Origin of the sequence: Massilia phyllosphaerae (assembly GCF_034659755.1) — a bacterium.
In the GTDB taxonomy this organism is placed as follows: Bacteria; Pseudomonadota; Gammaproteobacteria; order Burkholderiales; family Burkholderiaceae_D; genus Telluria; species Telluria phyllosphaerae.
In genome coordinates this window covers 360,797-385,960 of record NZ_JAXSQX010000001.1, presented here as the reverse complement: position 1 = coordinate 385,960, position 25,164 = coordinate 360,797, and the positions used below count along the sequence as shown (strand labels likewise).

The 25,164-nt window shown below is 65.5% G+C and carries 29 protein-coding genes; 12 read left to right on the top strand and 17 right to left on the bottom strand.

Annotated elements, in window-relative coordinates; translation table 11 throughout:
• Positions 1-3: 3 nt before the first annotated feature.
• From paaI to paaA, 8 genes are all read right to left on the bottom strand, one after another.
• Positions 4-468 (bottom strand): hydroxyphenylacetyl-CoA thioesterase PaaI, encoded by a 465-nt coding sequence (paaI, locus tag U1H99_RS01740; RefSeq protein WP_323140055.1) that lies wholly within the window; start codon positions 466-468, stop codon positions 4-6.
• Positions 458-2,038, bottom strand: a complete 1,581-nt coding sequence (gene paaH, locus U1H99_RS01735) for a 3-hydroxyacyl-CoA dehydrogenase PaaH (protein ID WP_323140054.1) — start codon at positions 2,036-2,038, stop codon at positions 458-460. Before paaH ends, paaI begins: the two co-directional genes overlap by 11 nt.
• Positions 2,039-2,051: 13 nt before the next feature.
• On the bottom strand, positions 2,052-2,843 hold the full coding sequence (gene paaG, locus U1H99_RS01730; RefSeq protein WP_323140053.1) for a 2-(1,2-epoxy-1,2-dihydrophenyl)acetyl-CoA isomerase PaaG: 792 nt from the start codon (positions 2,841-2,843) through the stop codon (positions 2,052-2,054).
• A gap of 102 nt (positions 2,844-2,945) precedes the next feature.
• Positions 2,946-4,025, bottom strand: a complete 1,080-nt coding sequence (gene paaE / locus U1H99_RS01725; RefSeq protein WP_323140052.1) for a 1,2-phenylacetyl-CoA epoxidase subunit PaaE — start codon at positions 4,023-4,025, stop codon at positions 2,946-2,948.
• Between the two features lies 1 nt (position 4,026).
• Positions 4,027-4,578 carry a 1,2-phenylacetyl-CoA epoxidase subunit PaaD gene (gene paaD / locus U1H99_RS01720; RefSeq protein WP_323140051.1) on the bottom strand — a complete coding sequence of 184 codons (552 nt, stop codon included), beginning with the start codon at positions 4,576-4,578 and terminating at the stop codon, positions 4,027-4,029.
• Positions 4,578-5,339, bottom strand: a complete 762-nt coding sequence (gene paaC / locus U1H99_RS01715; protein WP_323140050.1) for a 1,2-phenylacetyl-CoA epoxidase subunit PaaC — start codon at positions 5,337-5,339, stop codon at positions 4,578-4,580. The genes paaD and paaC overlap by 1 nt, the downstream gene beginning before the upstream one ends.
• A gap of 20 nt (positions 5,340-5,359) precedes the next feature.
• Positions 5,360-5,644 carry a 1,2-phenylacetyl-CoA epoxidase subunit PaaB gene (gene paaB / locus U1H99_RS01710; protein ID WP_141831688.1) on the bottom strand — a complete coding sequence of 95 codons (285 nt, stop codon included), beginning with the start codon at positions 5,642-5,644 and terminating at the stop codon, positions 5,360-5,362.
• A 166-nt stretch (positions 5,645-5,810) separates the two neighbouring features.
• Positions 5,811-6,800, bottom strand: coding sequence for a 1,2-phenylacetyl-CoA epoxidase subunit PaaA (gene paaA, locus U1H99_RS01705; RefSeq protein WP_323140049.1), 990 nt, complete (start codon positions 6,798-6,800; stop codon positions 5,811-5,813).
• 93 nt (positions 6,801-6,893) lie between these two features.
• On the opposite strand from paaA, the gene paaX reads away from it, so the two are divergent.
• Positions 6,894-7,820: a phenylacetic acid degradation operon negative regulatory protein PaaX gene (paaX, locus tag U1H99_RS01700; RefSeq protein ID WP_323140048.1), complete on the top strand. Its 927-nt coding sequence runs from the start codon at positions 6,894-6,896 to the stop codon at positions 7,818-7,820.
• On the opposite strand, the gene U1H99_RS01695 is transcribed toward paaX, so the two are convergent.
• The gene (locus U1H99_RS01695) at positions 7,817-8,077 is read right to left on the bottom strand and encodes a DUF2442 domain-containing protein (protein ID WP_323140047.1); all 261 of its coding nucleotides are present in this window, start codon (positions 8,075-8,077) and stop codon (positions 7,817-7,819) included. The two genes, paaX and U1H99_RS01695, sit on opposite strands and share 4 nt — an antisense overlap.
• Before the next feature lie 160 nt (positions 8,078-8,237).
• On the opposite strand from U1H99_RS01695, the gene U1H99_RS01690 reads away from it, so the two are divergent.
• The 3 genes from U1H99_RS01690 to U1H99_RS01680 are packed head-to-tail and all read left to right on the top strand — an operon-like array spanning position 8,238 to position 10,264.
• Positions 8,238-9,371, top strand: coding sequence for a M14 family metallopeptidase (locus U1H99_RS01690; RefSeq protein WP_323140046.1), 1,134 nt, complete (start codon positions 8,238-8,240; stop codon positions 9,369-9,371).
• A gap of 60 nt (positions 9,372-9,431) precedes the next feature.
• Entirely contained in the window at positions 9,432-9,857 is a 426-nt protein-coding gene (locus U1H99_RS01685; RefSeq protein ID WP_323140045.1) for a hypothetical protein, read from the top strand.
• Entirely contained in the window at positions 9,854-10,264 is a 411-nt protein-coding gene (locus U1H99_RS01680) for a hypothetical protein (protein WP_323140044.1), read from the top strand. Before U1H99_RS01685 ends, U1H99_RS01680 begins: the two co-directional genes overlap by 4 nt.
• A gap of 6 nt (positions 10,265-10,270) precedes the next feature.
• Here U1H99_RS01680 and nfsB read toward each other — a convergent pair whose 3' ends face one another.
• Together nfsB and U1H99_RS01670 are read right to left on the bottom strand one after the other, a co-directional pair.
• The gene (gene nfsB, locus U1H99_RS01675) at positions 10,271-10,924 is read right to left on the bottom strand and encodes an oxygen-insensitive NAD(P)H nitroreductase (protein ID WP_323140043.1); all 654 of its coding nucleotides are present in this window, start codon (positions 10,922-10,924) and stop codon (positions 10,271-10,273) included.
• A 107-nt stretch (positions 10,925-11,031) separates the two neighbouring features.
• The gene (locus U1H99_RS01670; protein ID WP_323140042.1) at positions 11,032-11,772 is read right to left on the bottom strand and encodes an SDR family oxidoreductase; all 741 of its coding nucleotides are present in this window, start codon (positions 11,770-11,772) and stop codon (positions 11,032-11,034) included.
• A gap of 107 nt (positions 11,773-11,879) precedes the next feature.
• On the opposite strand from U1H99_RS01670, the gene U1H99_RS01665 reads away from it, so the two are divergent.
• On the top strand, positions 11,880-12,788 hold the full coding sequence (locus U1H99_RS01665) for a LysR family transcriptional regulator (RefSeq protein ID WP_323140041.1): 909 nt from the start codon (positions 11,880-11,882) through the stop codon (positions 12,786-12,788).
• Between the two features lie 49 nt (positions 12,789-12,837).
• Here the strand turns inward: U1H99_RS01665 and pmbA are convergent, their stop codons facing one another.
• On the bottom strand, positions 12,838-14,190 hold the full coding sequence (gene pmbA, locus U1H99_RS01660; protein WP_323140040.1) for a metalloprotease PmbA: 1,353 nt from the start codon (positions 14,188-14,190) through the stop codon (positions 12,838-12,840).
• Positions 14,191-14,281: 91 nt separating this feature from the next.
• Between pmbA and yjgA the strand changes: the two genes are divergently transcribed.
• The 5 genes from yjgA (at position 14,282) to U1H99_RS01635 (ending at position 17,591) form a co-directional block, all read left to right on the top strand.
• Complete coding sequence (yjgA, locus tag U1H99_RS01655) at positions 14,282-14,893, top strand: ribosome biogenesis factor YjgA (RefSeq protein ID WP_323140039.1); 612 nt, start codon at positions 14,282-14,284, stop codon at positions 14,891-14,893.
• The gene (gene mog, locus U1H99_RS01650; protein ID WP_323140038.1) at positions 14,871-15,503 is read left to right on the top strand and encodes a molybdopterin adenylyltransferase; all 633 of its coding nucleotides are present in this window, start codon (positions 14,871-14,873) and stop codon (positions 15,501-15,503) included. Before yjgA ends, mog begins: the two co-directional genes overlap by 23 nt.
• An 8-nt stretch (positions 15,504-15,511) precedes the next feature.
• Positions 15,512-16,180 (top strand): alpha/beta hydrolase, encoded by a 669-nt coding sequence (locus tag U1H99_RS01645; RefSeq protein WP_323140037.1) that lies wholly within the window; start codon positions 15,512-15,514, stop codon positions 16,178-16,180.
• A gap of 15 nt (positions 16,181-16,195) precedes the next feature.
• Entirely contained in the window at positions 16,196-16,393 is a 198-nt protein-coding gene (locus U1H99_RS01640) for a hypothetical protein (RefSeq protein WP_141831662.1), read from the top strand.
• Between the two features lie 79 nt (positions 16,394-16,472).
• Complete coding sequence (locus U1H99_RS01635) at positions 16,473-17,591, top strand: NADH:flavin oxidoreductase (RefSeq protein WP_323140036.1); 1,119 nt, start codon at positions 16,473-16,475, stop codon at positions 17,589-17,591.
• Here U1H99_RS01635 and U1H99_RS01630 read toward each other — a convergent pair.
• Together U1H99_RS01630 and U1H99_RS01625 are read right to left on the bottom strand one after the other, a co-directional pair.
• Positions 17,588-18,637 (bottom strand): S41 family peptidase, encoded by a 1,050-nt coding sequence (locus tag U1H99_RS01630; RefSeq protein WP_323140035.1) that lies wholly within the window; start codon positions 18,635-18,637, stop codon positions 17,588-17,590. The two genes, U1H99_RS01635 and U1H99_RS01630, sit on opposite strands and share 4 nt — an antisense overlap.
• 65 nt (positions 18,638-18,702) lie before the next feature.
• Positions 18,703-19,272 (bottom strand): carboxymuconolactone decarboxylase family protein, encoded by a 570-nt coding sequence (locus U1H99_RS01625; RefSeq protein WP_323140034.1) that lies wholly within the window; start codon positions 19,270-19,272, stop codon positions 18,703-18,705.
• Positions 19,273-19,362: 90 nt separating this feature from the next.
• Between U1H99_RS01625 and U1H99_RS01620 the strand changes: the two genes are divergently transcribed.
• A complete protein-coding gene (locus U1H99_RS01620) occupies positions 19,363-20,700 on the top strand; it encodes an aspartate aminotransferase family protein (RefSeq protein ID WP_323140033.1) in 1,338 nt (445 codons plus the stop codon).
• A gap of 87 nt (positions 20,701-20,787) precedes the next feature.
• Here the strand turns inward: U1H99_RS01620 and U1H99_RS01615 are convergent, their stop codons facing one another.
• Genes U1H99_RS01615 through U1H99_RS01605 form a run of 3 tightly spaced genes read right to left on the bottom strand, consistent with a single transcriptional unit; the run spans position 20,788 to position 24,373 of the window.
• Positions 20,788-21,639: a fumarylacetoacetate hydrolase family protein gene (locus U1H99_RS01615; RefSeq protein WP_323140032.1), complete on the bottom strand. Its 852-nt coding sequence runs from the start codon at positions 21,637-21,639 to the stop codon at positions 20,788-20,790.
• A complete protein-coding gene (locus tag U1H99_RS01610) occupies positions 21,608-22,921 on the bottom strand; it encodes an MFS transporter (RefSeq protein WP_323140031.1) in 1,314 nt (437 codons plus the stop codon). The genes U1H99_RS01615 and U1H99_RS01610 overlap by 32 nt, the downstream gene beginning before the upstream one ends.
• Positions 22,922-22,954: 33 nt before the next feature.
• Positions 22,955-24,373 carry a KamA family radical SAM protein gene (locus U1H99_RS01605; RefSeq protein ID WP_323140030.1) on the bottom strand — a complete coding sequence of 473 codons (1,419 nt, stop codon included), beginning with the start codon at positions 24,371-24,373 and terminating at the stop codon, positions 22,955-22,957.
• 291 nt (positions 24,374-24,664) lie between these two features.
• Here U1H99_RS01605 and U1H99_RS01600 point away from each other — a divergent pair, with 291 nt between their 5' ends.
• Positions 24,665-25,126 (top strand): cache domain-containing protein, encoded by a 462-nt coding sequence (locus tag U1H99_RS01600; RefSeq protein WP_255517428.1) that lies wholly within the window; start codon positions 24,665-24,667, stop codon positions 25,124-25,126.
• Positions 25,127-25,164: the final 38 nt, after the last annotated feature.

Below are 25,164 nucleotides of genomic sequence, written 5' to 3'. Positions count from 1 at the left end.
CTTTTATTCCGTGCCGCCATGCGTGCCGAGGTCGGCCACCATGCCGCTCACGCGGTGCGATTTGCCGCGGAACAGCGCCAGCTTGCGCCCTTCCTGGTTGCTGACCACGATGTCGTAGACGCCGGTCTTGCCGGACAGCGCCTGCTCGACCGCTTCGGCCACCAGCACGTCGCCTTCGCGGCCGGGAGACAGGTAGTCGATCGTGCAGCCGGCGCCGACCGTGTTGAAATTATGCGAATTGCAGGCAAAGGCAAAAGCGCTGTCGGCCAGCATGAAGATGTAGCCGCCGTGGCAGGTGCCGTGGCCGTTCAGCATGTCGGCGCGCACCGGCATCGACATGCGCGCGTAGCCGGGCCGGATCGCATCCAGCCTCATGCCCAGTGCCTGGCTGGCGGGATCGCGCTCGTACATGGTCTTGCCGGCCAGTTCGGCCAATGCCTGCGGGTCGTTCACGAAATCAGACTGCATGGAAATATGCCCCCTCCGGATGGGCGTACAGCTTGCGGCGCAACAGCGGGGACACACGGTAGCGGTCCTCGCCATAAATTGCCGCCAGGTTGGCCAGCACCGTCACGACATGCTGGAGACCGATCTGGTCGGCCCAGGCCAGCGGGCCGCGTGGATAATTGACGCCCTTCTGCATCGCGAGGTCCACCGCCTCGGCGCTGCACACGCCCTGGTTGACGGCGTCGGCGGCTTCGTTGGCCAGCATCGCGACCGTGCGCATCACCGCCATGCCGGGCACGTCGTCCAGGCGCGTGACGGCGAAACCGGCGGCCTGGAACAGGCCGACCGCCGCCTGCCATGCGGCCTCGCCGCACTGGTCGGCGCGAGCCAGCGCGATGCGCGTGGCCTTGGTCGGGTCGAGCATCAGGTCGAACAGGATGGTGTCCGGGACGCCGTCGTCGAAAGCGCGCTGGGTGGCGCTGCGGCCGTCGGTCAGGAAGATGCTGGCGCCATGGACGTGGAAGGCCGGCGCCTCGCGGCCCTCGACGCCATCGAGCAGGCCCGGATGGCTGACCGCGACGCCGGCCGCCGCCAGGCGCGCGTTGACCACGTCGTGCAGCGCGTCGAACACCGGTTCGTGGAACTGGCGCACGCGGGTGACGCGCACCGTTTGCGGCCGTTCCGCCAGGGGTTCGGTCTTCGCTTCGATCCGTGGGACATCGTCGCCGTAACGATAGAAGCCGCGTCCGGATTTGCGGCCGAGGAAGCCGGCATTCACCAGTTCCTGCTGCAGCACCGAAGGCGTGAAGCGCGGATCGTTGAAATACGCGTTGAATACCGACTGGGTGACGGAAAAATTCACGTCGTGCCCGATCAGGTCCATCAATTCGAACGGGCCCATGCGGAAGCCGCCGGCATCGCGCATTACGGCGTCGAGCGTGGCCGGATCGCCGGCCTGCTCGCCCAGCAAACGCAGCGCCTCGGCATAGAACGGCCGCGCCACGCGGTTGACGATGAAGCCGGGCGTGGATGTCGCGTGCACCGGCTGCTTGCCCCAGCCGGCGGCGGTGGCGGCCACGGTGGCGGCGACGTCCTTGGCGGTGGCGATGCCGCTGATGACTTCGACTAGCGCCATCAGCGGCACCGGATTGAAGAAATGCATGCCGACCAGGCGTTCGGGGCGCGCCAGCGGGGCCGCGATCGCCGTCACCGAGATCGACGAGGTGTTGGTGGCCAGGATGCAGTTGTCGCCGACGATGCCCTCCAGCTGGCGGAACAGCGCGCACTTGACTTCCAGGTCTTCGACCACCGCTTCCACCACCAGCGCGGCGTCGCGCAGGTCCTGCAGCGATGCGGCCGGCTGCAGGCGCTCGCGCGCGAGGTCGGCCTCGCCTGCGTCCATGCGGCCCTTCTCGACCAGCTTCGCGAACACCTTGCCGATGTCGGCGATCGCCTTGGCGACCGCGTCCGGACGGGTGTCGAACAGGCGCACCGTGTGCCCGGCGACGGCAGCCACCTGGGCGATGCCGGCACCCATGGCGCCGCTGCCGACCACGCCGACGATGCCGCTGCTATCCAGTGCCTGTGCCATGATCACTCTCCTCTCAGTTGCCCTGAAATTGCGGCTGGCGCTTGTCGATAAAGGCGGCCACGCCTTCGCGGTAGTCGTGGCTGTAGCCCAGCTCGCGCATCATCGACGCTTCCAACGCCAGCTGCTGCTCGAGCGTGTTGGTCGAACTGGCCAGCATGGCTTTCTTGGTATAGGCCAGGCCTTTCGTCGGCGCGGCGGCGAAATGCTCGGCCATGGCCATCGCTTCCAGCATCAGCGCATCGTCGGGGACGCAGCGCCAGATCAGGCCCCATTCCTCGGCCTTTTCCGCAGGCAGGCGTTCGCCCAGCATGGCCAAGCCCATCGCGCGCGCCGGACCGATCAGGCGCGGCAGCGCCCAGGTGCCGCCGGTGTCGGGGATCAGGCCCAGCTTGCTGAAGGCTTCGATGAAGCTGGCCGATTTCGCCGCCAGCACGATGTCGCAGGCCAGCGCCAGGTTGGCGCCGGCACCGGCGGCCACGCCGTTGACGGCGCAGATCACCGGCATCGGCAGCGTGCGCAGGGTCATGACCAGCGGGGCGTAGTATTTTTCGACCGATTCGCCGAGGTCGACGCCTGGCGCCCCCGGCTCGACGGCGCGGTCGTTCAGGTCCTGGCCGGCGCAGAAGCCGCGCCCGGCACCGGTCAGCAGCAGCACGCGGACGGTCGTGTCGGCGTGCACCTGGTCGAGCGCGGCGCGCACTTCGCGGTGCATGGCCTGGGTAAAACTGTTGAGGCGGTCGGGGCGGTTGAGGGTGAGGACGGCGATGCCCTTGTCGATGTTGAACTGGATGGTTTCGTAGGTCATGGTGTCTCCTCCGGTACGTCGCTTTTGTTTGATTAGACGCTGCAATGATTCTTTTGTTACCTCGTCGCCCCTGCCCAGGCAGGGGTCCAAGGTTCGCGCTACTTACTCCGCCACATCGAAATCGACCACCACCCGGTCCGTCACCGGGAAACTCTGGCAGCTGAGCACGAACCCGCGCGCCACTTCGTAATCCTCGAGCGCGTAGTTGACGTCCATGTCCACCGTTCCTTCGACCACCTTGCAGCGGCAGGTCGAGCACACGCCGCCCTTGCAGGAATAGCGCATGTCGATGCCGGCGCGCAAGCCGGCGTCGAGGAGGGATTCCTTGTCCTTGTCCATCGTGAAGCTGGCGTGGCTGCCGTCCATGATCACGGTGACTTCGGTCAGCTGGGCCGTGTCGGCGCCGTAATGGGTGCGCGGTTCGCGCACCGCGCTGGCGGCAGCAGCGGCGAACAGTTCGATGCGGATGCGCTCCTTCGGCATGCCGGCTTCCTGCAGCGCGCTCGAGACACCGTGCATCATGTCTTCCGGGCCGCAGATAAAGGCGTAGTCGACGTCTTCGACGCGCAGCCAGCGCTGGAACAACTGGCGGCATTTGTCCTGGGTAATGCGGCCGTTGAACAACTCGATGTCCTGCTGCTCGCGGCTCATCACGTAGACCAGGTTGAGCCGCTCCATATAGATGTCCTTCAGCTCGGCCAGCTCGTCGCGGAAGATCACCGAGGACGAGGCGCGGTTGCCGTACAGGATGGTAAAGCGGCTGTGCGGCTCGGCCAGCAGCGTGGTCTTGACGATCGACAGGATCGGCGTGATGCCGCTGCCGGCGGCAAACGCGAGGTAGTGGCGACGGCTTTCCGGCTCCAGCGGCAGGTTGAAGCGCCCTTCGGGCGGCATCACGTCCAGCGTCATGCCCGGCTTCAGGGCCCCGTTGGCCCAGGTCGAGAACAAGCCGCCTGCCACGCGCTTGATCGCCACCCGCAGCTGGTCGTCCTGCACCGCGGCGCAGATCGAATACGAGCGGCGCACTTCTTCGCTGCCGATCATCGTGCGCAGGGTCAGGTGCTGGCCCTGGCGGTATTTGAACGTCTCTTTCAGCTGCGGCGGCACGGCGAAGGTGACGGCGATCGCGTCGCGCGTTTCATGCTTGACCTGGGCCACGGTCAGGGGATGGAATGTGCTCATGTCAGTGACACTTGAAATAGTCGAAAGGCTCGCGGCAGTCGAGGCACTGGTACAGCGCCTTGCACGGCGTCGAGCCGAACTGGCTGGTGAGGCGGGTGTGGCTGGAGCCGCAATGCGGGCAATCGACCTGCGGCTGCTGGATCGCATGGCGCGAAAAAGTAGCACTGCGGGTAGCACTGCGACCCTTTGACAGCGCGCTGATGTCGATCGCCTGTTGCCTGGGGGGCGCGATGCCGTAGCCGGTCAGCGCGGCCTTGCCGGCGGCGCTCATCCAGTCGGTGGTCCAGGCCGGCGACAATCGGGTGGCGATGCGCACATGGGCCAGGCCGCGTGCGCGCAAGGCGGCTTCGACGTCTTCGGCGATCACCTGCATCGCAGGGCAGCCGGAATAGGTCGGGGTGATCGTCACCACGCAGGCGCCGCTGTCGTCGATGCCGACGTCGCGCACGATGCCGAGATCCACCACCGAGATCACCGGGATCTCGGGGTCGGGAACGTCGGCGAGCCAGGCCCAGACCTGCTCGATGGCGACCGGCGGCGTGTCCACGCTCATCACCACTCCGCGCCCGGATAGGCGCGCTGCAGGAACTGCATCTCGGCCAGGATGTAGCCGAGGCGCTCGCCATGCCGGCCCTGCTTGCCGCCGCGCTGCATGTAGGCGTCCGGTGCAGGCATGCGCAAGGTCGCTTCGTCGAACACCTCGGCGACGTGCTGCAGGAAGGCCTCGCGCAGCGCTTCCGGCGCCGGTGCGACACCTTGCGCCACCATCGCCCGGTCGGTCTCGTCGTAGAGGAACATCTCGCCGGTATAGGTCCACAGCTCGTCGACGGCGGCTTGCATCCTGGCGTGACTCAGCTCGGTGCCATCGCCCAGGCGCACTACCAGGTCGCCGCTGCGGCGCAGGTGGTAAGTCACTTCCTTGATCGACTTTTCGGCGATCTCGGCGATGCGCGGGTCGCTCGATGCGAGCAGGCCGCGCATCAGGAAATAATGCCAGGTGTCGAAGAAGAACTGGCGCACCATGACCATCGCATAGTCGCCGTTCGGCTGCTCGAGCAGCAGGCAGTTGCGGAAGGCGCGCACGTCACGCAGGTAGGCCAGGCAATCCTCGTCGCGGCCCTGCCCCTCGATCTCGGCGGCGTAGCCGAGCCACATGCGGGTCTGGCCGAGCAGGTCGAGGGCGACGTTGGTCAGCGCCATGTCTTCCTCCAGCGCCGGCCCCTTGCCGCACAGCTGCGACAGCTGCTGGGACAGGATCAGGGCATTGTCGCCCTGGCGCAAAAGGTAGTCGAACTTGGCCTGGTTCGTTTCCATGGTCGATCCCACTAAGGCGCTCACAGGTTCTTCACTTCTTCCGGCATCGGGAAGAAGGTCGGGTGGCGGTAGACCTTGCTGTTGGACGGCTCGAACAGCGCATCCTTGTCGGCCGGGCTGGAGGCGACGATGTCGGCCGCCTTGACGACCCAGATCGACACGCCTTCGTTGCGGCGGGTGTAGACGTCGCGGGCGTTGTTGACCGCCATCGCGGCATCGGGGGCATGCAGGCTGCCCACGTGTTTATGGGCGAGGCCGTGCTGGCTGCGGATGAAGACTTCCCACAGGGGCCATTCTTTGCTCATTGTTGTCTCCGTGTTTGTGTGCGACGCTGCTAGTGCATACCACCGTCGTCCCCGCGAAGGCGGAATAGCGCCACTGGCGCTATTCCCCCAAGTTTGTTTGCAGGCCACTCTTGCAACTTGGGCCCCTGCCTTCGCAGGGGCGACGGATCACATGCAGCGTGCCCTTTTATGCAGCGTTCTGTTTCGCTGCTTGTTTATCAGCGTGCGCCACCAGCGCCTCGCGGAACCACGCGCCGTCGTCCCACGCCTTGACGCGCGTGCGCAGCCGCTCGCGGTTGCATGGGCCGTTGCCCTTCAGGACGTCGTTGAACTCGGTCCAGTCGATGTTGCCGAAGTCGTAGCTGCCGCGTTCCTCGTTCCACTTGAGGTCGGGGTCGGGAATCGTCAGGCCGAGGAATTCGGCTTGCGGCACGGTCTGGTCGACCATGCGCTGGCGCAGCTCGTCGTTGGAGAACAGCTTGATGCGCCACTTGCTCGACTGCGCACTGTTGACCGATTCGGCGTCGGACGGGCCGAACATCATCAGCGACGGCCACCACCAGCGGTTGAGGGCATCCTGCGCCATCGCCTTTTGCTCGGGCGTGCCTTGCGCCAGCTTCATCATGATGTCGTAGCCCTGGCGCGCGTGGAAGGACTCTTCCTTGCAGACGCGGATCATGGCGCGTGCATACGGGCCGTACGAACAGCGGCACAGCGGGATCTGGTTGATGATGGCGGAGCCGTCGACCAGCCAGCCGATGGCGCCGATGTCGGCCCAGGTAAGCGTGGGGTAATTGAAGATGCTCGAATACTTGGCCTTGCCTGCGTGGAGGGCGTCGAGCAGCTCGTCGCGCGAGACGCCCAGCGTTTCGGCGGCGCTATATAAATAGAGGCCGTGGCCGGCTTCGTCCTGGATCTTGGCCAGCAGGATCGCCTTGCGCTTGAGCGTGGGTGCGCGCGTGACCCAGTTCCCTTCCGGGAGCTGGCCGACGATTTCCGAGTGCGCGTGCTGCGAAATCTGGCGCACCAGGGTCTTGCGATAGGCTTCCGGCATCCAGTCCTTGGGCTCGATGCGGATGCCGGCGTCGATACGGGCCTGGAATGCTTGTTCTTCCGCGCTCATGTCGGCGTCGGTTTGCACTTTCTTGAGGCCGGTTTCCACCATTTGGGCGTACATGCTGTCTCCCCTTGTCTCGTGTCTGAATCCATAATACGATACAAAAAATGCGATGTACACCAGAATTTTGAATCATATCGAGATACGACAAACATGACCCAGCTCACCGGCAACCAGTGGATCGACCACTTCCTCGGCACCGATCCGCCGCGCTCGAAATCGCTGGTCATGACCATGCTGGGCGACGCCATCGCCCCGCACGGCACGCGCCTGTGGCTGGGCAGCCTGATCGAACTGGTGGCGCCCATGGGGGCGACCGAGCGCCTGGTGCGCACCAGCGTGTTCCGCCTGGCGCAGGAAGGCTGGCTGGTCGCGAACCGCGAGGGACGACGCAGTTCGTATGCGCTGCAGGAAGCCGCGCGCCCGCGCTTCGAGCGCGCCAACCGCCGCATCTACGCGCCGCCCGGGCTCGACTGGGACGGCAGCTGGACCCTGCTGCTGGCCCCCAACGGCAGCATCACGGCCGAGCTGCGCGCGGCGGTGCGCAAGGAGCTGGAGTGGGAAGGTTTCGCCATGCTGGCGCCGGGGCTGCTGGTGCATCCGGCCTTCGATGGCGACAGCCTGGCCGAGATCCTGACGCGCGTCGATGGCGAGGGCAGGATCTTCGTCTGCAATGCCAACGAACTGCCCGGCGTCGGCGCGCGCCCGCTCGGCGAACTGGTGCGCGAAGGCTGGGACCTGTCGGGCGTCATGGCCAGCTACCGCCGCTTCATCGACGACTTCACGCCGCTGCTGACGCTGTTGCAGGCCGGAAAATCCCCGGCACCGCAGGCCGCCTTCGTGATGCGCAGCCTGCTGATCCACGCCTATCGCCGGGTGCAACTGCACGACCCGATGCTGCCGCTGGACCTGCTGCCGCAACCGTGGCCGGGCTCGGAAGCCTATGCGCTGGCACAGGCGATCTACCGGCAGGTGTGGGCGCCGGCGGAAGAACACCTGATGCAGGTGTTGCGGCGCGAGGATGCGGGGGCGCCGGACGCCGATGCGGCCTTCTATGCGCGCTTCGGCGGATTGCGCTAGCAGTCCACCCCGCCCGCATACTGCGCTGCCGCCATCGGCGTGCGCAGCCGGTCGAGCCCCAGTTCGACGTCGAGTTCCGGCCAGTACAGGCAGGATTCGCCGATGCACTGCACGAGACATAGCTGTGCCACCGTGGCGTGCTCGAACCAGGGAAACAGCGCAAACGGCACGTACAGTTCCTCATCGCGGCAGCGCAGCCAGAAACCGCGGCTGTCGATGCTGACGATGGCCGTTTGCCTCAGACAAATCTCCAACATGTCGTCTCCTCTCTTATTGACCGAGCATAGGCGCTGCGGCCGAGCAAGAAAGGTAGCAAAAGCATCACATCCGGACTTTGCGCCGTCGCAGACCCGCCGATACCGTCGGAGAAAGGCGGTATCATGCAGCCCTCACCACCCAACAACAACAGGACAGACCATGTCTATCAAGATCAGCAGCCAGTTCGACGCTGGCGCCATCGAGATCGTGAACGCCACCAGCGCCAGCGCCATCGACCTGAACATCCGCAAGGATTCGCACGCCGACATTACCCAGTGGTTCTACTTCCGCCTGCAGGGCGCGCAAGCAACGCCGTGCACGATCCGCCTGCTCAACGCCGGCCAGTCGGCCTACCCGAAGGGCTGGGAAGACTACAACGCCATGGCCAGCTACGACCGCATCAACTGGTTCCGCGTGCCGACCAGCTTCGACGGCCAGGTGCTGACCATCGAGCATACCCCGGGCATGGACAGCGTCTACTACGCCTATTTCGAGCCGTACTCGTGGGAACGCCACCTGGAGCTGCTCGACCGTGCCCAGCTGTCGGAAAACGTGCGCATGCTCGACCTCGGTTCGACGGTCGACGGCCGCGACCTGAACATGCTGGTCATCGGCGAACCCGACGCCGGCAAGAAGAAGGTGTGGGTGATCGCACGCCAGCACCCGGGCGAGACGATGGCCGAGTGGTTCGTCGAAGGCATGCTCGACGCCCTGCTCGATCCGGCGCACCCGTTCGGGCGGCAGCTGCTGAAAGAAAGCGTGTTCTACGTGGTGCCGAACATGAACCCGGACGGCTCGGTACGCGGCAACCTGCGCACCAATGCGGCCGGCGCCAACCTGAACCGCGAATGGTACAACCCGACCATGGAGCGCAGCCCGGAAGTGTTCCTGGTGCGCCAGAAGATGCACGAAGTTGGTGTCGACGTCTGCCTCGACGTGCACGGCGATGAGGGCCTGCCCTATGTGTTCGTGGCCGGCAGCGACGCCCTGCCCAACTTCACGCCGGAGCAGGCCGCGGCCGAAAAGGCCTTCGCCGAGAACTTCATGATCGCCAGCCCGGACTTCCAGACCGACTACGGCTACGAAAAAGTGCCGTTCACCGACGAAGTGCTGACCATGGGTTCGCCCTACATCACGCACGCCTTCGGCTGCCTGTCGCTGACGCTGGAACTGCCGTTCAAGGACAACGCCAACGACCCCGATCCGCACGTCGGCTGGGATGGCGCGCGCAGTGCGCGCCTGGGCGCCGCCGTGCTGCAACCGGTGCTGCAGGCGCTGCGCGCACTCAAGTAATCAGACGGAACCGGCCCGCGCCCTGCCCTGTCAAACGGGGGATCCAACGGGGGAGCGGGCATGGCAAACACGGGCGGCAGGGTCTATCGGCCGGGCGACAGCCTGGAAGCGGGCGACCTGCCGCCCGCCGGGCTGGCGCTCGGCGACTCCTGGTTCTGGCACGGCGACCAGACCCTCCTGCACGCGCTGGCCACGCATCCCTCGGTGGCGCCCGAGCATGCGGTCATCCGCCTGCTCGGCTTCAACGGCGCGCGCCTGAACCAGTACATCGGCGACGGTATCTATGCCGACCTGCTGCGCACCCGCCTGAAACCGGATTTCCGATTCAGCGAGTTCTATCTCGGCGGCACCGCCAACGATGCCCTCGAATACGGCCTGGCCCTGCACGACGACTGCACGACGACTGCTCGACCGCGCTCGCACCCGGCGATTGCCTGTCGCCCGAGCGGCTCGACCTGCTGCTGTACCACATCGACGAAGGCTTGAACGGCATCATCCGCACGATCCGCTGGGCCTACCGCAAGACCACCTGGCTGCAGCCGATCTTCCTCAACGGTTACGACTATCCGGTCCCGGACGGCCGCAGCTTTACCCATGCGCATGGCGGCTGGGTCACGACGATGATGGACGAGGCCGGGGTCAACCCGGATCTGGGCTACCGCAAGGAAGTCCTCCGGCGGCTGATGGATGCGATCAACGAACAGGTGCTGGCGGAATTCCACTCGCCGATCGAGCGCGTGTTCCATGTCGACAGCCGCGGGGTGCTGTCGAACGACGACAGCAGCTACGCCCAGGATTGGGACAACGAGCTGTACCCGAGCAGTGCGGGATTCAGGAAGATCCTCGAACGGGCCTGGTTTCCGCTACTCAGGCCGTTCGGGATCGTCAGCTGAAGCGAATTACAGGAAAGTAAACAGGTCTTCCTGCGCCAGGCGCGACTTCGGCAGCTTGGCATTGAAGTCGCCGTCGGCGTGGTAGCCGAGGCTCAGCATCACCAGACTCGACAGGCCCTGCTCGTGCAGGCCCAGTTCCGCGTCGAGCGCGCCCACGTCGATGCCTTCCATCGGCGTGCTGTCGACGCCCAGTGCCGCGGCGGCCAGCATGGCGTTGCCCAGCGCAATATACACCTGCTTCTCGTACCACTGCGGCAGGTCTTTATAGGTGTAGCGGTGCAGGTTGGTGAAGTGCTTGCGGCTGTTGGCCGAGTAGCCGCGGACGGTGTCGTCGGCAAAGCGGCCGTCGGCTTCTTCCTTGTCCAGGATGCGCTCCAGCTGAGCCGGCTCGGCCTCGACGCGGGTGCAGAACAGGATCACGTGCGAGGCGTCACGCACCTTGGCTTCGTTAAAGGCGTAGCCGCCCTGCACGCCCTTGGCCAGGCGCGCCTTGCCTTCCGGGGTGCTGGCGACAATGAAGTGCCACGGCTGCGAGTTGACCGACGACGGGCTGTTGCGCACCACTTCGTAGATCTGCTGCATGATCTCTTCCGGGACCTGGCGGGCCGGATCGTAGGCTTTGGCGCTATAGCGCTGCTGGGAGACTTTGACGATGTCCATGGGTTCCTTGTGTATGTGGAATGCGTAGCCGCACATTATTGCAGGAACCTAAAATTCGCGTGCGCGCCGGCCCATTTTCGACCGGCTGCACGCGTGCCCGCCCTGGCTCAGGCAAAGCCGCCGTTGACGCGCACGATTTGTGAGTTCACCCAGGCGCCGTCCGGACCGGCCAGGAAGGCCACGGCCGCCGCGATCTCGTCCGGCGCGCCGATGCGTTCCAGCGGCGCCATTTTCCCGATCTGGGCGATCTGCTCGTCCGACTTGCCGTTCAAGAACAGCTCAGTGCCGACCGGCCCCGGTGCGACGGCATTCACCGTGATGCCGCGGCCGCGCAGTTCGTTGGCCAGTACGTGCACCAGTCCCTCGGTACCGGCCTTGCTGGCGATATAGGGGCCATAGCCCGGGAAGGACTTGGCGATCACGCTGGTGGACAGGGCGATGATGCGCCCGCCTTCCTTCAGGTGCTGCGCGGCCTGGCCCAGCACCAGGAAGCTGCCGCGCAGGTTGGTGGCGATCACGCGGTCGAAGTCGTCGAGCTTGTCCGGACTGATTTGCGCCATCGGCATCACGCCGGCGCTGTTGACCACGACGTCGATGCGCCCGAACGCCTGCTGCGCCGCCTCGAACAGGCGTGCCACGGCGTCGGCGTCGGCCACGTCGGCCTGCACGGCGAGCGCCTTGCGGCCCAGCGCTTCGATGGCGTCCGCCGTTTCCTGTGCCTTGGCGGCATTGCCCGCATAGTTGACGACGATGTCGAAACCGTCGCGCGCCAGGCGCAGTGCGATAGCGCGTCCGATGCCGCGCGAGGCGCCGGTCACCAGGGCCACGCCCTTGAATTCGATGGTCATGCTGTTCTCCTTGAATGGGGTTGGATGCGATGTCGGTATTCTCATCGTTTCGAAACAAGAGATAAACTGAGCACACAGAACAACACTATTCAATATTCATCAATAATATGGACCGCCTCGATACCTTGCAGCTGTTTACCCGCATCGTCGAACAGAACAGCTTCAGCCGCGCTGCCGACCTGCTCGGCATTCCACGCGCAACGGCTACCCATGCGATCAAGGCCCTCGAGACGCGGCTCGGCACGCGACTGCTGGAACGCACCACGCGCCACGTCCGGCCGACCCTGGATGGCCAGGCGTATTACGAGCGCTGCGTGCAGGTGCTGAGCGACCTGGACGATGCCGAGGCCGTGTTCCGCCAGGGCGCGTCCAGTCCGCATGGCGTGCTGCGGGTCGACATGTCGGGCACCCATGCGACGCGGGTCGTGCTGCCGCGCATCGGGGAATTCCATGCCCTGTATCCGGACGTCGAGCTGGTGCTGAGCAGTGGCGACCGCCTGGTCGACCTGGTGCGCGAAGGCGTCGATTGCGTGATCCGCGCCGGTGCCCCGCGCGACCAGAGCCTGGTGGCACGGCGGCTGGCGCTGATGCCGCAGGCAATCGTCGCCAGCCCGGACTACCTGGCCGCCCACGGGACGCCGCGCCATCCCGACCAGCTGGCGGCGCACCAGGTGGTGGGTTTCTTCGCCAGCAGCGGCGCGCTCGACTACCCGCTCGAACTGGAGGTCGATGGCGCAGCACGCCGCTTCGACCTGCCGGGCTGGCTGTCGGTCAACGATGCGGAAAACTACGTGCTGGGTGCGCTGCGCGGCTGCGGCCTGATCCAGGTGCCGCGCTTCCACATCGAGCAGGAACTTGCCGAAGGCCGCCTGGTCGAGGTACTGGGCGCCTGGCGCAGCCCGGATTTCCCGCTGTCGGCGCTGTACCCCTACCGGCGCCAGCTGTCGCCGCGCCTGCGCGTGTTCGTCGACTGGATCGCGGGACTGTATCGCGAACGCTTCGACGCGCCGGCATGAAAAAAGGCAGCCGGGGCTGCCTTCATGGTGTTACGGCACGTGGCCTGGGTCAGTTACCCGCCACCACCATTTTTTCGATCAGGATCGAACCGGTCGACTTATTGCCGCGCGTCAGCACGTCATTGCCGATACCTACGATTTGCTGAAACATTTCCTTCATGTTGCCGGCAATGGTGATCTCTTCCACCGGATACTGGATCACGCCATTCTCGACCCAGTAGCCCGAGGCGCCGCGCGAATAATCGCCGGTGACGTAATTGGTGCCCTGCCCCATCAGTTCGGTGACCAGCAGGCCGGTGCCCATCTTGCGCAGCATGCCCTCGAAGTCGTCGGCGATTTTCGTTTCCTTCGACTTCATTTCGAGGTTGTGCGAACCGCCGGCGTTGCCGGTGGTCTGCATGCCCAGCTTGCGCGCCGTGTAGGTTGACAGGAAATAGCCCTGCAGTACGCCGTCGCTGACGACCTTGCGGGTCTGGGTGCGCACGCCTTCCTCGTCGAAGGGCGAGGAGCCGACGCCGCCGACCACGTGCGGGTCTTCGACGATGTTGATGTGCGACGGGAAGATCGACTGGCCCAGCGAATCGAGCAGGAAGCTCGACTTGCGGTACAGCGCGCCGCCCGAGGTAGCCTGGACGAAGGCACCGACCAGGCCCGCCGCCAGTGGCGCCTCGAACAGCACCGGACAGGTGCGGGTATCGAGCTTGCGCGCGTTCAGGCGTGCCAGTGCGCGCTCGGCGGCGTAGCGGCCGACTTTTTCCGGGTCGGCCAGCTTTTTCGGGTCGCGCGCGGAGGTGTACCAGTCGTCGCGCTGCATGGCGTTGCCGCGGCCGGCGATCGGCGCCACCGACAGCGTGTGGCGCGAGAACGGGTAGCCGGCGCAGAAACCGAGGCTGTTGGCGGCCACGAAGTGCGATTGCTGGACGTAAACGCTGGCGCCTTCGCTGTTGGTGATGCGCTTGTCGACCGCAAAGGCGGCGTCTTCGCAGCTCTTGGCGATTTGCGCGGCTTCCTCGGCGCTGATGTCCCACGGGTAGCACAGGCGCAGGTCGCGCGGATTGGTTTCCAGCAGCGCTTCGTCGGGCAGGCCGGCGGCCGGGTCTTCGGCGGTGAAACGGGCAATGTTGTAGGCCGCTTCCACGGTCGCGCGCAGCGACTCGGTGGAGAAATCGGAGGTGTTGGCGTGACCGCGGCGCTGGCCGCAGTACACCGACACGCCGATGCCCTTGTCCTTGTTCTGCTCGATAGTCTCGACCTGGCCTTTGCGCACCGTCACCGCCAGTCCGCTACCCTCGCTGATCTCGACCGATGCGGCGCTGGCGCCCTGTTCCTTGGCGAATGCCAGCACGTCGCGTGCGAGCTGCTTGAGCTGATCCTGGGTGTGGGTGAAGACGGCGTCATTCATGTGCGTTTTTCGTAGCGAGCCCTAAAACAGTTATCATAGCAGCCGTTTACTGTTTTTACCGGCCGGCCGTGCGCCAGCTCATCTGAATATCATGCCAAATGCAAATCGCGGCGCCGTCGGCTTCCGCTCCGACGAGTTCGAACCGGAATACGAGCGCCCCTCCAAGTCGGAGCTCAAGCGTCAGAGCAACGAGTTGCAAAAACTCGGCGAACAACTGATCGATGCACCGCGCGACCGCGTCAAGCGCGTGGAGATGCCTGAGGACGTCAAGGAAGCCATCCTGGCATGCCAGACCATCACCAACCACGAAGGCCGCCGCCGCCAGCTGCAATTCGTGGGCAAGAAGATGCGTACTCTCGACGAGGAAGAAGTCGCCGTCATCCAGCGCGCCATCGAAAGCTGGAAAGGCGCCTCGAAAGCCGAAACCGCCGCCCTGCACGCGCTCGAACGCCGCCGCGACAAGCTGCTGGCCGACGACAATGCCCTCACCCAGCTGTTGGAAGAGTACCCGGAACTGGACGTGCAGCAGCTGCGCACCCTGATCCGCAATGCGCGCAAGGAGCAGGCCGAGAACAAGCCGCCAAAAGCCTACCGCGAGATCTTCCAGATCCTGAAGGACGTCTCCAAGAAGAAGGCTGCGCCTGCGGCCGACGGCGACGACGAACACGAAGGCGACGACGATGAGTCTGACGAACAAGATTGACGAGCTGCCGGCCGACCTCGTGATCGGCCTGGTCTCGGTCTCGGACCGCGCCAGCGGCGGCGTCTACGAAGACAAGGGCATCCCGGCGCTGCAAGAGTGGCTGCAATCGGCCATCACGACGCCCTTCCGCGTCGAGACCCGCCTGATCCCGGACGACCGCGCCAGCATCGAACGGACGCTGGTCGAGCTGGTCGACACGGCAGGCTGCCACCTGGTGCTGACCACCGGCGGCACCGGCCCGGCGCGGCGCGACGTCACGCCCGAGGCGACGCTCGCCATCGGGACCAAGGAGATGCCGGGCTTCGGCGAGCAGATGCGGCAGATCAGCCTGCAATTCGTGCCGACCGCGATCCTGTCGCGCCAGACCGCCGTGATCCGCGAAACCGACGGCCATGCCGCCCTGGTGATGAACCTCCCGGGCCAGCCGAAGTCGATCAAGGAAACGCTGGAAGGCCTGAAGGATGGCGAGGGTAAAAGCATCGTCGGCGGCATCTTTGCCGCGGTCCCGTACTGCATCGACCTGATCGGCGGGCCGTACATGGAAACCAATCCGGACGTGTGCAAGGCTTTCCGGCCAAAATCCGCACTGCGTCCTGCCAATAAAGAATAAGGAAGCGCATGAGCGAGCTGCTGGAACACGTCACGATCGACACCGCCGACAATCCGGAAATTTCCGTCATCTGGCTGCACGGCCTGGGTGCCGACGGCAACGACTTCGTGCCGATCGTGCGCGAGCTGGATCTGTCCGGCCTGCCCGGCATCCGTTTCATCTTCCCGCATGCGCGCCAGATTCCGGTCACCGTCAACGGCGGCTACGTGATGCGCGCCTGGTACGACATCACCGGCGCGGAACTGGTGCGGCGCGAGGACGAGAACGGCCTGCGCGCCTCGCAGCTGGAAGTCGAAGCCTTCATCGCGCGCGAAAAGGCGCGTGGCGTGCCGGCTTCGCGCATCGTGCTGGCCGGTTTCTCGCAAGGCTGCGCGATGACGATCCAGGCCGGCCTGCGCCACCCGGAAAAGCTGGCTGGCCTGCTGTGCCTGTCGGGCTACGTGCCGCTGTCCGCCAAGCTGCCGACCGAACGTAGCGAAGTGGCGCTGAACACGCCGATCTTCATGGCGCACGGCCGCCACGACAACGTGGTGCCGGTCAACCGCGCCGAGATGTCGCGCGACCTGCTGGTCTCGATGGGTTGCCAGGTCGAGTGGCACGAATATGCCATGCAGCATACGGTCTGCCTCGAGGAAGTCCAGGCGATGTCGGCCTGGTTGAAGAAAGTGTTGGGCTAATTTTAGGTAAGCAAAATGGCAAAGAAGGAAGAACTCGACGAAGAAACGATGGCACTGATTAACTGGTGCATCGAAGTCGAAAAGCATCTGGTCGCCGGCGGCGCTACCCAGGCCCAGGCGCAGGAACACATCGAGGAGCACGTCGAGTGGTTCACCGACATGTTCTACGACGACCTCACGCCTGAACAAGCCGCAAAAGAAGCCTTGGCATAAAACCGGGGCCCCGCCAGCGCCGTCTGGCGGGTTGGGCTACCATGCTCGGACATTCTCAACCATTGTCCAAGGAGCATGTGTGACCGCATCCGCAATCGACGTCCTGTTTCAACCGGCCCGCATCAAGGGGCTGGCGCTCAAGAACCGCATCGTGATGGCCCCGATGACGCGCAACTTCGCGCCGAACGGCGTGCCGAATGCCGCCATCGCCGAATACTACCGCCGCCGTGCGGCCGCGGATGTCGGCCTGATCCTGTCGGAAGGCACCACCATCGCCCGTCCGGCTTCGAAGAACCTGCCGCAGATCCCCGATTTCCATGACGCCGCGCTGGACGGCTGGAAGCAGGTCATCGATGCCGTCCACGGCGCCGGCGGCAAGATGGGTCCGCAGATCTGGCACGTCGGCGCCGTCCCCGGCCCAGGCACCGACTGGACGCCCGCGGGCGAGCCGGAAGGCCCGTCCGGCCTGGGCTCGCCCGGCAAGCCCTTCGGCGCAACCATGAGCGATGAAGACATCGCCGATACCATTGCGGCCTTTGCCGCGGCTGCCGCGGACGCGCAAGCCCTCGGCTTCGACACCTTCGAGATCCACGGCGCCCACGGCTACCTGATCGACCAGTTCTTCTGGCACGGCACCAACGAGCGCGGCGACCGCTGGGGCGGCGCCACCCTGCGCGAACGCAGCCGCTTCGCCGCCGAGGTGCTGAAGGCGATGCGCGCGGCCGTCGGCCCCGACTTCCCGATTATCCTGCGTGTCAGCCAGTGGAAGCAGCAGGACTACAAGGCGCGCCTGGCCGCCACGCCGGACGAGATGACCGATTGGCTGCTGCCGCTGGTCGAAGCCGGTGCCGACGTCCTGCACTGCTCGCAGCGCCGCTTCTGGGAACCGGAATTCCCGGAACTCGACGGTGCCGACGGCCTGAACTTCGCCGGCTGGGCCAAGAAGCTGACCGGCGCCGCCACCATCAGCGTCGGCTCGGTCGGCCTGGACGGCGAATTCCTCGCCGCCTTCACCGGCAAGGGCGCGCAGACCGCCAGCCTGGATAAACTGGTGGCACGCATGGAACGCGAGGAATTCGACCTGATCGCGATCGGCCGCGCGCTGCTGTCGGATGCGCAGTGGGCCAGCAAGGTCAAGGCGGGCGACCAGGCCGGGCTGAAGGCCTTCGAGGCGTCGGCGCTGGCGACGCTGGACTAAGTCGCGCCGGGCGCGGGTACGCACCTGGGCGAATGGGCCGCGGCCCATTCCGCGGCGGTCCTGACGGTGGCATCGGCCGACTCGCCCTTCGCCGACGGATGCATGGCCGGGATACCGCCACGGTAGACCGGCCCATCGCCCAGCGCAAAGCGCAGTTCCGTCAACACCAGTGACGAGCCGTCGGCCAGGGGGTAGGTGCCGTTCAACGTCGACCGCCCGTCGGAAGTCTGGCCGAAGGTGTGCACCCTCTGTTCGCCGAGCAGCGCCACCAGCAGCATTTCACCGGCGCTGGAAGTATCGCTGCCGACCACCACTGCCAGCGGCCCGTCGGCATATGGTGCCAGCGGATTGGCGCGGCCGCCCGCGTTGGCGCGCGCCATGCGTTCGAGTCCCGCGCGATCGACCACGGGAATGCGCTTGCCGTCGCGGTCCACTGCGTTCGCCTTGTTGGCAGTGCCGAACAAGGGATACATCGCGATCAGGGGCGGCCAGGCGTTGCCGCCGTTTTGTTCGCCGAGGTCGACGACCAGGGCGCAGGCCTGCCTGATTTCAGGATGCGCCTCGGCCTCGTCGTAGAAACGCTTCACGTTCGCATCGATCATCTGCTGGCCGCCGCCCACGTTCGGCGGCGGTGTCCAGCGCAATACCTTGCCGCGGCTGGTTTGGACCAGCCTGAATGCAGACGGTCGCGTCATGTTGCGAGCCACGTTCGCGGACTGCATCTGCTGGTACTGCACCGGCGCGAACAGCAGCGAGTGCCCGTCCGCATCGAGGGTCGCGAGCAGCCTCCGGATACCTTCATGGACCGCCTCGCGGTCGGCCTGCACGGCATCGCCATCGACCAGTGCCAGCAGCGCCGTCCTGGCCTGGGCGTATTCGGCCCGGCTGCGTGGATAGACGCCCTTGCTCTCGACCAGTTCGATCGTCTTGCCGACAACCTCGCGCGCCAGCGGCAGCGGCAGCGGCATCGCATCGGCGGCAATGGACGGCACGGCCGGGGCCAGCAAGATGGCGGCAAGCGCCACGGCCGGTAGAATACGGATCATCTGCGTCCCCATGAAGAGCAAGCAGACAGTGTGGCAAAAACCGAAGCGCGAAAATGCGCGCTTTGTCACGCGTCCGGCAGGGGCGCCGCCTCGGACGGCGGCGCCGCGGTCTGCGCGGTATTCATCACCATCGCCAAAAAAGTGTAATAACCGTTTACACCCATCAGGTCGACCACGCCCTGCTCGCCGAACAGCGCCAGCGCATCGGCGTACACGCGGTCCGACACGCGCCTGGTGCGCTGCAGTTCGGTGCAGAAGTCGACCACCACGCTTTCGTCCACCAGCATCGCCTGGGGGCGTTCGCGCCGGGCGATGGCGTCGATGACGTCGGGCGGCACGCCGACCTGGCGCGCGATCGGCGCGTGGATCGCCCACTCCACTTGCTGGTCCCATTCACGGGCGGTGACCAGGATCGCCAGTTCCGATAGCCTGACGCCAATGGCGCTGCGGTAGCGCAAATATTCGCCCAGGCGCTGCGCATAGCCCATCAGTTCCGGACTGCGCAGCAGCGGCACGAAGGGGCCGTACAGGGCGCCGCGCGGGCCGTTGATGATGTCCTCGGCCGCGGCGCGCTGGGCGTCGGTCCAGTCCTGCGGCGGAATCGGTTTCAGGCGCTCGGTGGATGGAGGTGTCATGCGGAAATATTCGCATGCATTCCGGCAAAAATCAAAAGAATCCGTGGGCTTCGCGTTTATTGTCAATCGTCAACTTTTGGAGATGGAGACATGAGCCACATCCTGCACCGCAGCCTGCGCCAGACGCCGCCCCTGGCCGTCGGCGGCGACGGCATCTATCTGCGCGACAGCCAGGGCAACACCTACATCGATGCCAGTGGCGGCGCGGCCGTGTCCTCGCTCGGCCACGGCCACCCGGACATCATCGCCGCCATGCACCGCCAGATCGACCGCTGTGCCTACGCGCACACGGCCTTCTTCAGCACCGAGGTGGCCGAGCGCCTGGCCGACCGCCTGGTGGCGCGCGCGCCGGCCGGCATCGGCAGCGTGTACCTGGTGTCGGGCGGTTCGGAGGCGATGGAGACGGCGTTGAAACTGGCGCGCCAGTACTTCGTCGAAGCCGGCGAGCTGAAACGCTCGGTGTTCATCGCGCGCCGCCAGAGCTATCACGGCAATACCCTGGGCGCGCTGGCGGTGGGCGGCAACGAATGGCGCCGCAAGCCGTTCGCGCCGCTGCTGATGGACGTGCCGCGCGTCTCGCCCTGCTACGAATACCGCGGGCGTGCCGAGGGCCAGGGCGTCGACCAGTACACCGAGACCCTGCTGGACGAACTCGAAGCCGCGATTTTGCATGCCGGGCCGGAAAACGTGATCGGCTTCTGCGCCGAGACCGTGGTCGGCGCCACCGGCGGGGCGATTCCGCCGACGCCGGGCTACTTCCGCGGCGTGCGCAGGCTGTGCGACAAGTACGGCATCCTGTTCATTGCCGATGAGGTGATGTGCGGGATGGGGCGCACCGGGACCATGTTCGCGATCGAGCAGGACGGCGCGGCACCCGACCTGATCGCGGTGGCCAAGGGGCTGGGCGCCGGCTACGCGCCGATCGGCGCGGTGCTGGCCAACGGCGCCATCGTCGAGCGCCTGCGCAACGGCAGCGGTAATTTTTTGCACGGCCACACCTACATCGGCCATCCGGTGGCGGCGGCCGCGGCGCTGGCGGTGCAGGAGGTGATCGAGCGCGACGACCTGCTGGTGCAGGTGCAGAAGCGCGGCGCTACCCTGCGGCGCATGCTGGGCGCCGTGTTCGGCGAGCACGAGCACGTCGGCGACATCCGCGGGCGCGGCCTGTTCGTCGGGCTGGAACTGGTGCGCAACCGTTCGAGCAAGGAACCGTTTGCGCCCGAGCTGAAACTGCATGCGGCGGTCAAGCAGCAGGCGATGCAGCGCGGGTTGATGGTGTATCCGATGGGCGGGACCATCGATGGGCGGCAGGGCGACCACATCCTGCTGGCGCCGCCGTTCATCGTCAGTGCCGCGGAGTTGTCGGAGATCGTGACGCGCCTGAAGGAGGCGGTGGATGCGGCGGTGATGGAGGTGTTGAAGTCGTAGGGTGGACACGCCGTGCCCACGCGGAAGCCGGCATGACGCATACGTTCGCGTGGGCTCGGAGAGCCCACCCTACGATGTAAAGGCGTATCAGGGCTTCGGAAACGCCACCACTTCCTGCTGCTGCTCACCCAACCCGGCAATCCCCAGGCGCAGCTTGTCGCCCTTCTTCAGGAAACGCTGCGGCGACCGTCCGAATCCCACGCCCGGCGGCGTGCCGGTGCAGATGATGTCGCCCGGTTCCAGCGTCATGAAGCGCGACAGGTAGCTGACGATCTGTGCGACCGTGAAGATCATGTTCGCGGTGTTCCCGGTCTGCATGCGCTTGCCGTTTAGTTCCAGATAGAGATCGAGATCCTGCACGTCGAAGATCTCGTCCTTGGTCACCAGGAAAGGGCCGACCGGGCCGAAGGTGTCGCAGCCTTTGCCTTTGTCCCACTGCGAACCCAGCTCGAACTGGAAGGCGCGCTCGGAGACGTCGTTGACCACGCAGTAGCCGGCCACGAACTTGAGCGCGTCTTCTTCGCTGACGTATTGCGCGCGGGTGCCGATGACCACGCCCAGCTCGACCTCCCAGTCGGTCTTCTTCGAGCCCTTCGGCAGCTGGATCGGGTCGTCCGGGCCGGACAGGCAGCTGGTCGCCTTCATGAACATGATCGGCTCTTTCGGGATCGGCGCGCCGACTTCGGCGGCGTGGTCCGAGTAATTCATGCCGATGCCGATGAATTTGCCGGTGCCCTTGACCGGCACGCCGAGGCGCGGGTTGCCACGGACCAGCGGCAGGGTCTTCCAGTCGACCTTGGACAGTTTGCGCAGCGCCTTTTCGGACAGCGCCGCGCCTTCGATATCCTCGATTACGCCGGACAGGTCGCGCAGCCGGCCTTCCTCGTCGAACAGGCCGGGCTTTTCCTTACCGGGGCGACCGTAACGAACCAATCTCATAATCTTCCTTCTCATTGAGCAAAGCGATGCCGCATTCTACCGGACGCCGCTCAAGGAAGGTTCGATGGCAATGCCGCACCAGTCCGGGCAATTGCAGCGCCAGCAGCACGCCGAAGGCGATGCGGTAGGCGATGGCCGGTGCATGGCCTGCGCCGTCTACCTGCCATAACCCGACTATCTGTCCAAAGCCGGCCTGCACCAGGAAGGCGCCGACGAAGATCAACAGGTTCAGGCAGGTGGCCGCGCGCCCGGTCAGCTCGCGCGGCAGGTTCTGGGCCACGATCGCGTATTCGATGCCGGTGATGGTGCCGACCAGCGTGAACAGCACGGACAGGGTCTGCAGGCTGGGACGGTAGTTGCAGACGATCGCCAGCTGCACCAGCAGGAACAGCGCGACCCCGACCGCGGCCACGTCGATGGCGGCGATGCCGCGCCGTCCGGCCCATTCGGTGATCATGCCGACCGCGATCGCGCCGAAGATCACCGAAGCCATGCCGAGGTACAGCAGATAGGCCACGGCGCTGTCGGGAAAGCGCGCCACGTCGGACAGCCAGCGCCCGATCCACAGGCCCTGGATGCCGAAGAACACCGCATGCGGAATCAGCACCAGCGAGATCGTGGTGCGGAAGGCCGGCGCGCGATAGACGTCGAGCACCGAGCGCACGGTGGGCGCCCTGGCGCCGGCGGCGATTCGGTTGCGCGGCGTGACCAGCCAGATCAGGAGCCCGGAAAATACGGTGAGGAATGCCAGCAGCATGAACAGGCCGCGCCAGTCGGTGTACTGCAGGAGCGAGCGCACCGGCATCGTGCTCGATGCGGCGCCCAGGCCGCCCACTGCGATCAGGTAGCCCTGCACCGAGGGCAGGCGCTTGGGCGCGATCCAGGTCGAAATCGCCTTCACCGCCGACATGAAGCAGCCGCCCACGCCACAGCCGATGATGGCGCGCGCCAGCACCAGCTGCGTAAAACTGTGGCCAGTGGCGAACATCCAGGCGCCGCCGGCCGCCAGCAGCATCAGCACCAGCTGCACCTTGCGCGGCCCGTAGCGGTCGAGTGCGATGCCGACCGGCAGCTGGACCAGCGCGAAGGCGAAGAAGAAGGCGCTGGTGAGCAGGCCGAGCTGCCCCGGCGTCAGCGCGAGCGCGCCGACCAGCTGCGGCGCCAGCACCGCGTTCACGTTGCGCAGCAGGGAGGACAGGTAGTGCCCCAGCGCGAATGGCAGGAAGACGTAGAAAAAAACCGCCACGCCGGAGAGGCGTGGCGTGTTCTGGTCGGCATCCATGGGATGGCGTCGTCGTCGATCGATCAGGCGTGCTCAGGCCGCATCGGGCTGGGTGTCGCTGGCGCGGCGGTCGCGCATCGACTCGTGCGGCTGGATCGGGATCACGCGCCCGGCCGGCCCGTGCAGGACGGCGTCGCCATTGCCCGATTCGTCGCCTTCGAAGAAGAACTTCTTGCGGCCGAAGGCGGGTTTCAGGTGATCCAGCCAGGTCGCATCCGGATCGTACTTGGCGAAGAACGGACGGCGCACCCAGTCCGGATTGCGGGCCTGCAGGAACTGCAGCGCGAACAGCTTTTCGCCGTTGATGGTGACCACGCCGTCGATCACGACCTTGCCCGGGAAGGCGCTCATCGACGGCCCGCGCACGGTGCGCGACAGGCCCGACACCATGCTGTACGCCGACTGGAAGATCTCGTGCGCGCGCGCCAGCGGCAGCGCGAAGTAGTCGCTCGGGCCGGTGTCGCGTTCCACGAACATGTAGTACGGGATCGCGCCCAGGCGCACGCCGGTGGTCCACAGCTCGGCCCAGCTGGCCGGATCCTCGTTGATGTGGCGGATCAGCGGCCCCTGCATGCGCAGCGTGGCGCCGGTGCCGACGATGTGCTTCACGGCCTGCTGGGCGATGCTGTTGCGCAGTTCGACCGCGTGGTTGTAGTGGCCCATGATCGCCAGGTTCTTGCCCGACTTGACTACCTTCTCGAACAGGCGCAGCAGGTCGTCGCTGTCCTTGTCCGAGACGTAGCGCTGCGGCCAGTAGGCGACCGACTTGGTGCCGATGCGGATGTTCTGGATATGGGCCAGCTCCGGCGCCAGCAGCGGTTCGATGAATTCGGCCAGCGAGCGGGTATTCATGATCATCGGGTCGCCGCCGGTGATCAGGACGTCGGTCACGTCCGGATGCGTGGCCAGGTAGGCCACCAGCTCGGTACATTCGCGCGCATCGAACTTCATGTCGTCCATGCCGACGAACTGCGGCCAGCGGAAGCAGAAGGTGCAGTAGGCGTGGCAGGTCTGGCCGGCGCTGGGGAAGAACAGCACGGTTTCCTTGTACTTGTGCTGCAGGCCCTTGAGCGGCGCATCGTTGACGCGCGGGACGTTGTGCGTCATCTGGCCGGCCGGGTGCGGATTCATGCGCATGCGGATGTCGCGCACCAGCTTGGCGATCGCCGCATCGTCCTTTTTATACAGCACCAGGTCGCGCAGCTGTTCGTATTCGCGCGCCGGCAGCATGTCGCGGTGCGGGAAGGTAAGGCGGTAGATCGGATCGTCGGGAACGTTGCTCCAGTCGATCAGCTGCTCCATCACATATTCGTTGGTGCGGAAAGGCAGTACATGGGACACGACCTGGACCGCTTCCTGCAAGTCCGGGCTCATCCATTGCCATTGGCGGGCATTTGCGATCGACTGACGGGTATACGGCTTGAACTTGGCGGGCGTCGCTTCAGTGCTCACGGGCATTCTCCAAAGAGAGATGGAAAGGAATAATGGTTGACTTAAGGAATTTAAATTGCCAACAGGAACCGATAGTAGGGTTCGTCCACCAGTCCGCAGTTGCCAACAATCAACTTGTAACCGACCTTTCTCACCAATTTCCACGTGCAATGCGAAAAATCAGCGTTGTATTTGGGATGCCCTGCCGGGTCGGTTTTGCGCGAGCACAAGCCTGCAGCATGTCCTGCAGCGTAGAGTAATCATGCCATTAGGAAACATTTAGTCCGAGCATATTCTTGAAAGGAAGTACTCATGACCTTTTCGCTGAAACTGACCGCAACCGCAATCGCCCTGTGCCTGGCCAGTGGCGCCGCCCTCGCCAACGAACCTTCCGAAAAGGACGCCATCGCCATGGCCGAGCGTGGCGCCGCGCTGATCAAGTCCAAGGGCAAGGATGAGATGATGAAACGGATAAACGCCAAGGATCCGGATTTCGTCCAGGGGTCGCTGTACGTCGACCTGCGCGACGTCAAGACCGGCATCGTGCTGGCCCACCCCTACAACCCGTCGATCGTGGGCAAGGACCTGACCGACGTGCCCGACGCCAACGGCAAGAAATACCGCCGCGAGATCATCGAACTGGCCGCCGCCAAGGGCAAGGGCTGGGTCGACTACCAGTACAAGAATCCGACCACCGGCAAGATCGAGCCGAAGACGACCTACATCCTGCTGGTCGACGGCGTCGTGCTCGAGGCCGGCCTGTACAAGAAGTGATGCATGGGACCGCGGCATCGACGCCGCGGCAAGTCGAT

Coding starts and splice junctions, on each gene's coding strand:
- paaI (WP_323140055.1), bottom strand. CDS start 468: ATGCAGTCTGATTTCGTGAACGACCCGCAGGCATTGGCCGAACTGGCC.
- paaH (WP_323140054.1), bottom strand. CDS start 2,038: ATGGCACAGGCACTGGATAGCAGCGGCATCGTCGGCGTGGTCGGCAGC.
- paaG (WP_323140053.1), bottom strand. CDS start 2,843: ATGACCTACGAAACCATCCAGTTCAACATCGACAAGGGCATCGCCGTC.
- paaE (WP_323140052.1), bottom strand. CDS start 4,025: ATGAGCACATTCCATCCCCTGACCGTGGCCCAGGTCAAGCATGAAACG.
- paaD (WP_323140051.1), bottom strand. CDS start 4,578: ATGAGCGTGGACACGCCGCCGGTCGCCATCGAGCAGGTCTGGGCCTGG.
- paaC (WP_323140050.1), bottom strand. CDS start 5,339: ATGGAAACGAACCAGGCCAAGTTCGACTACCTTTTGCGCCAGGGCGAC.
- paaB (WP_141831688.1), bottom strand. CDS start 5,644: ATGAGCAAAGAATGGCCCCTGTGGGAAGTCTTCATCCGCAGCCAGCAC.
- paaA (WP_323140049.1), bottom strand. CDS start 6,800: ATGTACGCCCAAATGGTGGAAACCGGCCTCAAGAAAGTGCAAACCGAC.
- paaX (WP_323140048.1), top strand. CDS start 6,894: ATGACCCAGCTCACCGGCAACCAGTGGATCGACCACTTCCTCGGCACC.
- U1H99_RS01695 (WP_323140047.1), bottom strand. CDS start 8,077: ATGTTGGAGATTTGTCTGAGGCAAACGGCCATCGTCAGCATCGACAGC.
- U1H99_RS01690 (WP_323140046.1), top strand. CDS start 8,238: ATGTCTATCAAGATCAGCAGCCAGTTCGACGCTGGCGCCATCGAGATC.
- U1H99_RS01685 (WP_323140045.1), top strand. CDS start 9,432: ATGGCAAACACGGGCGGCAGGGTCTATCGGCCGGGCGACAGCCTGGAA.
- nfsB (WP_323140043.1), bottom strand. CDS start 10,924: ATGGACATCGTCAAAGTCTCCCAGCAGCGCTATAGCGCCAAAGCCTAC.
- U1H99_RS01670 (WP_323140042.1), bottom strand. CDS start 11,772: ATGACCATCGAATTCAAGGGCGTGGCCCTGGTGACCGGCGCCTCGCGC.
- U1H99_RS01665 (WP_323140041.1), top strand. CDS start 11,880: ATGGACCGCCTCGATACCTTGCAGCTGTTTACCCGCATCGTCGAACAG.
- pmbA (WP_323140040.1), bottom strand. CDS start 14,190: ATGAATGACGCCGTCTTCACCCACACCCAGGATCAGCTCAAGCAGCTC.
- yjgA (WP_323140039.1), top strand. CDS start 14,282: ATGCCAAATGCAAATCGCGGCGCCGTCGGCTTCCGCTCCGACGAGTTC.
- mog (WP_323140038.1), top strand. CDS start 14,871: ATGAGTCTGACGAACAAGATTGACGAGCTGCCGGCCGACCTCGTGATC.
- U1H99_RS01645 (WP_323140037.1), top strand. CDS start 15,512: ATGAGCGAGCTGCTGGAACACGTCACGATCGACACCGCCGACAATCCG.
- U1H99_RS01640 (WP_141831662.1), top strand. CDS start 16,196: ATGGCAAAGAAGGAAGAACTCGACGAAGAAACGATGGCACTGATTAAC.
- U1H99_RS01630 (WP_323140035.1), bottom strand. CDS start 18,637: ATGATCCGTATTCTACCGGCCGTGGCGCTTGCCGCCATCTTGCTGGCC.
- U1H99_RS01625 (WP_323140034.1), bottom strand. CDS start 19,272: ATGACACCTCCATCCACCGAGCGCCTGAAACCGATTCCGCCGCAGGAC.
- U1H99_RS01620 (WP_323140033.1), top strand. CDS start 19,363: ATGAGCCACATCCTGCACCGCAGCCTGCGCCAGACGCCGCCCCTGGCC.
- U1H99_RS01615 (WP_323140032.1), bottom strand. CDS start 21,639: ATGAGATTGGTTCGTTACGGTCGCCCCGGTAAGGAAAAGCCCGGCCTG.
- U1H99_RS01610 (WP_323140031.1), bottom strand. CDS start 22,921: ATGGATGCCGACCAGAACACGCCACGCCTCTCCGGCGTGGCGGTTTTT.
- U1H99_RS01600 (WP_255517428.1), top strand. CDS start 24,665: ATGACCTTTTCGCTGAAACTGACCGCAACCGCAATCGCCCTGTGCCTG.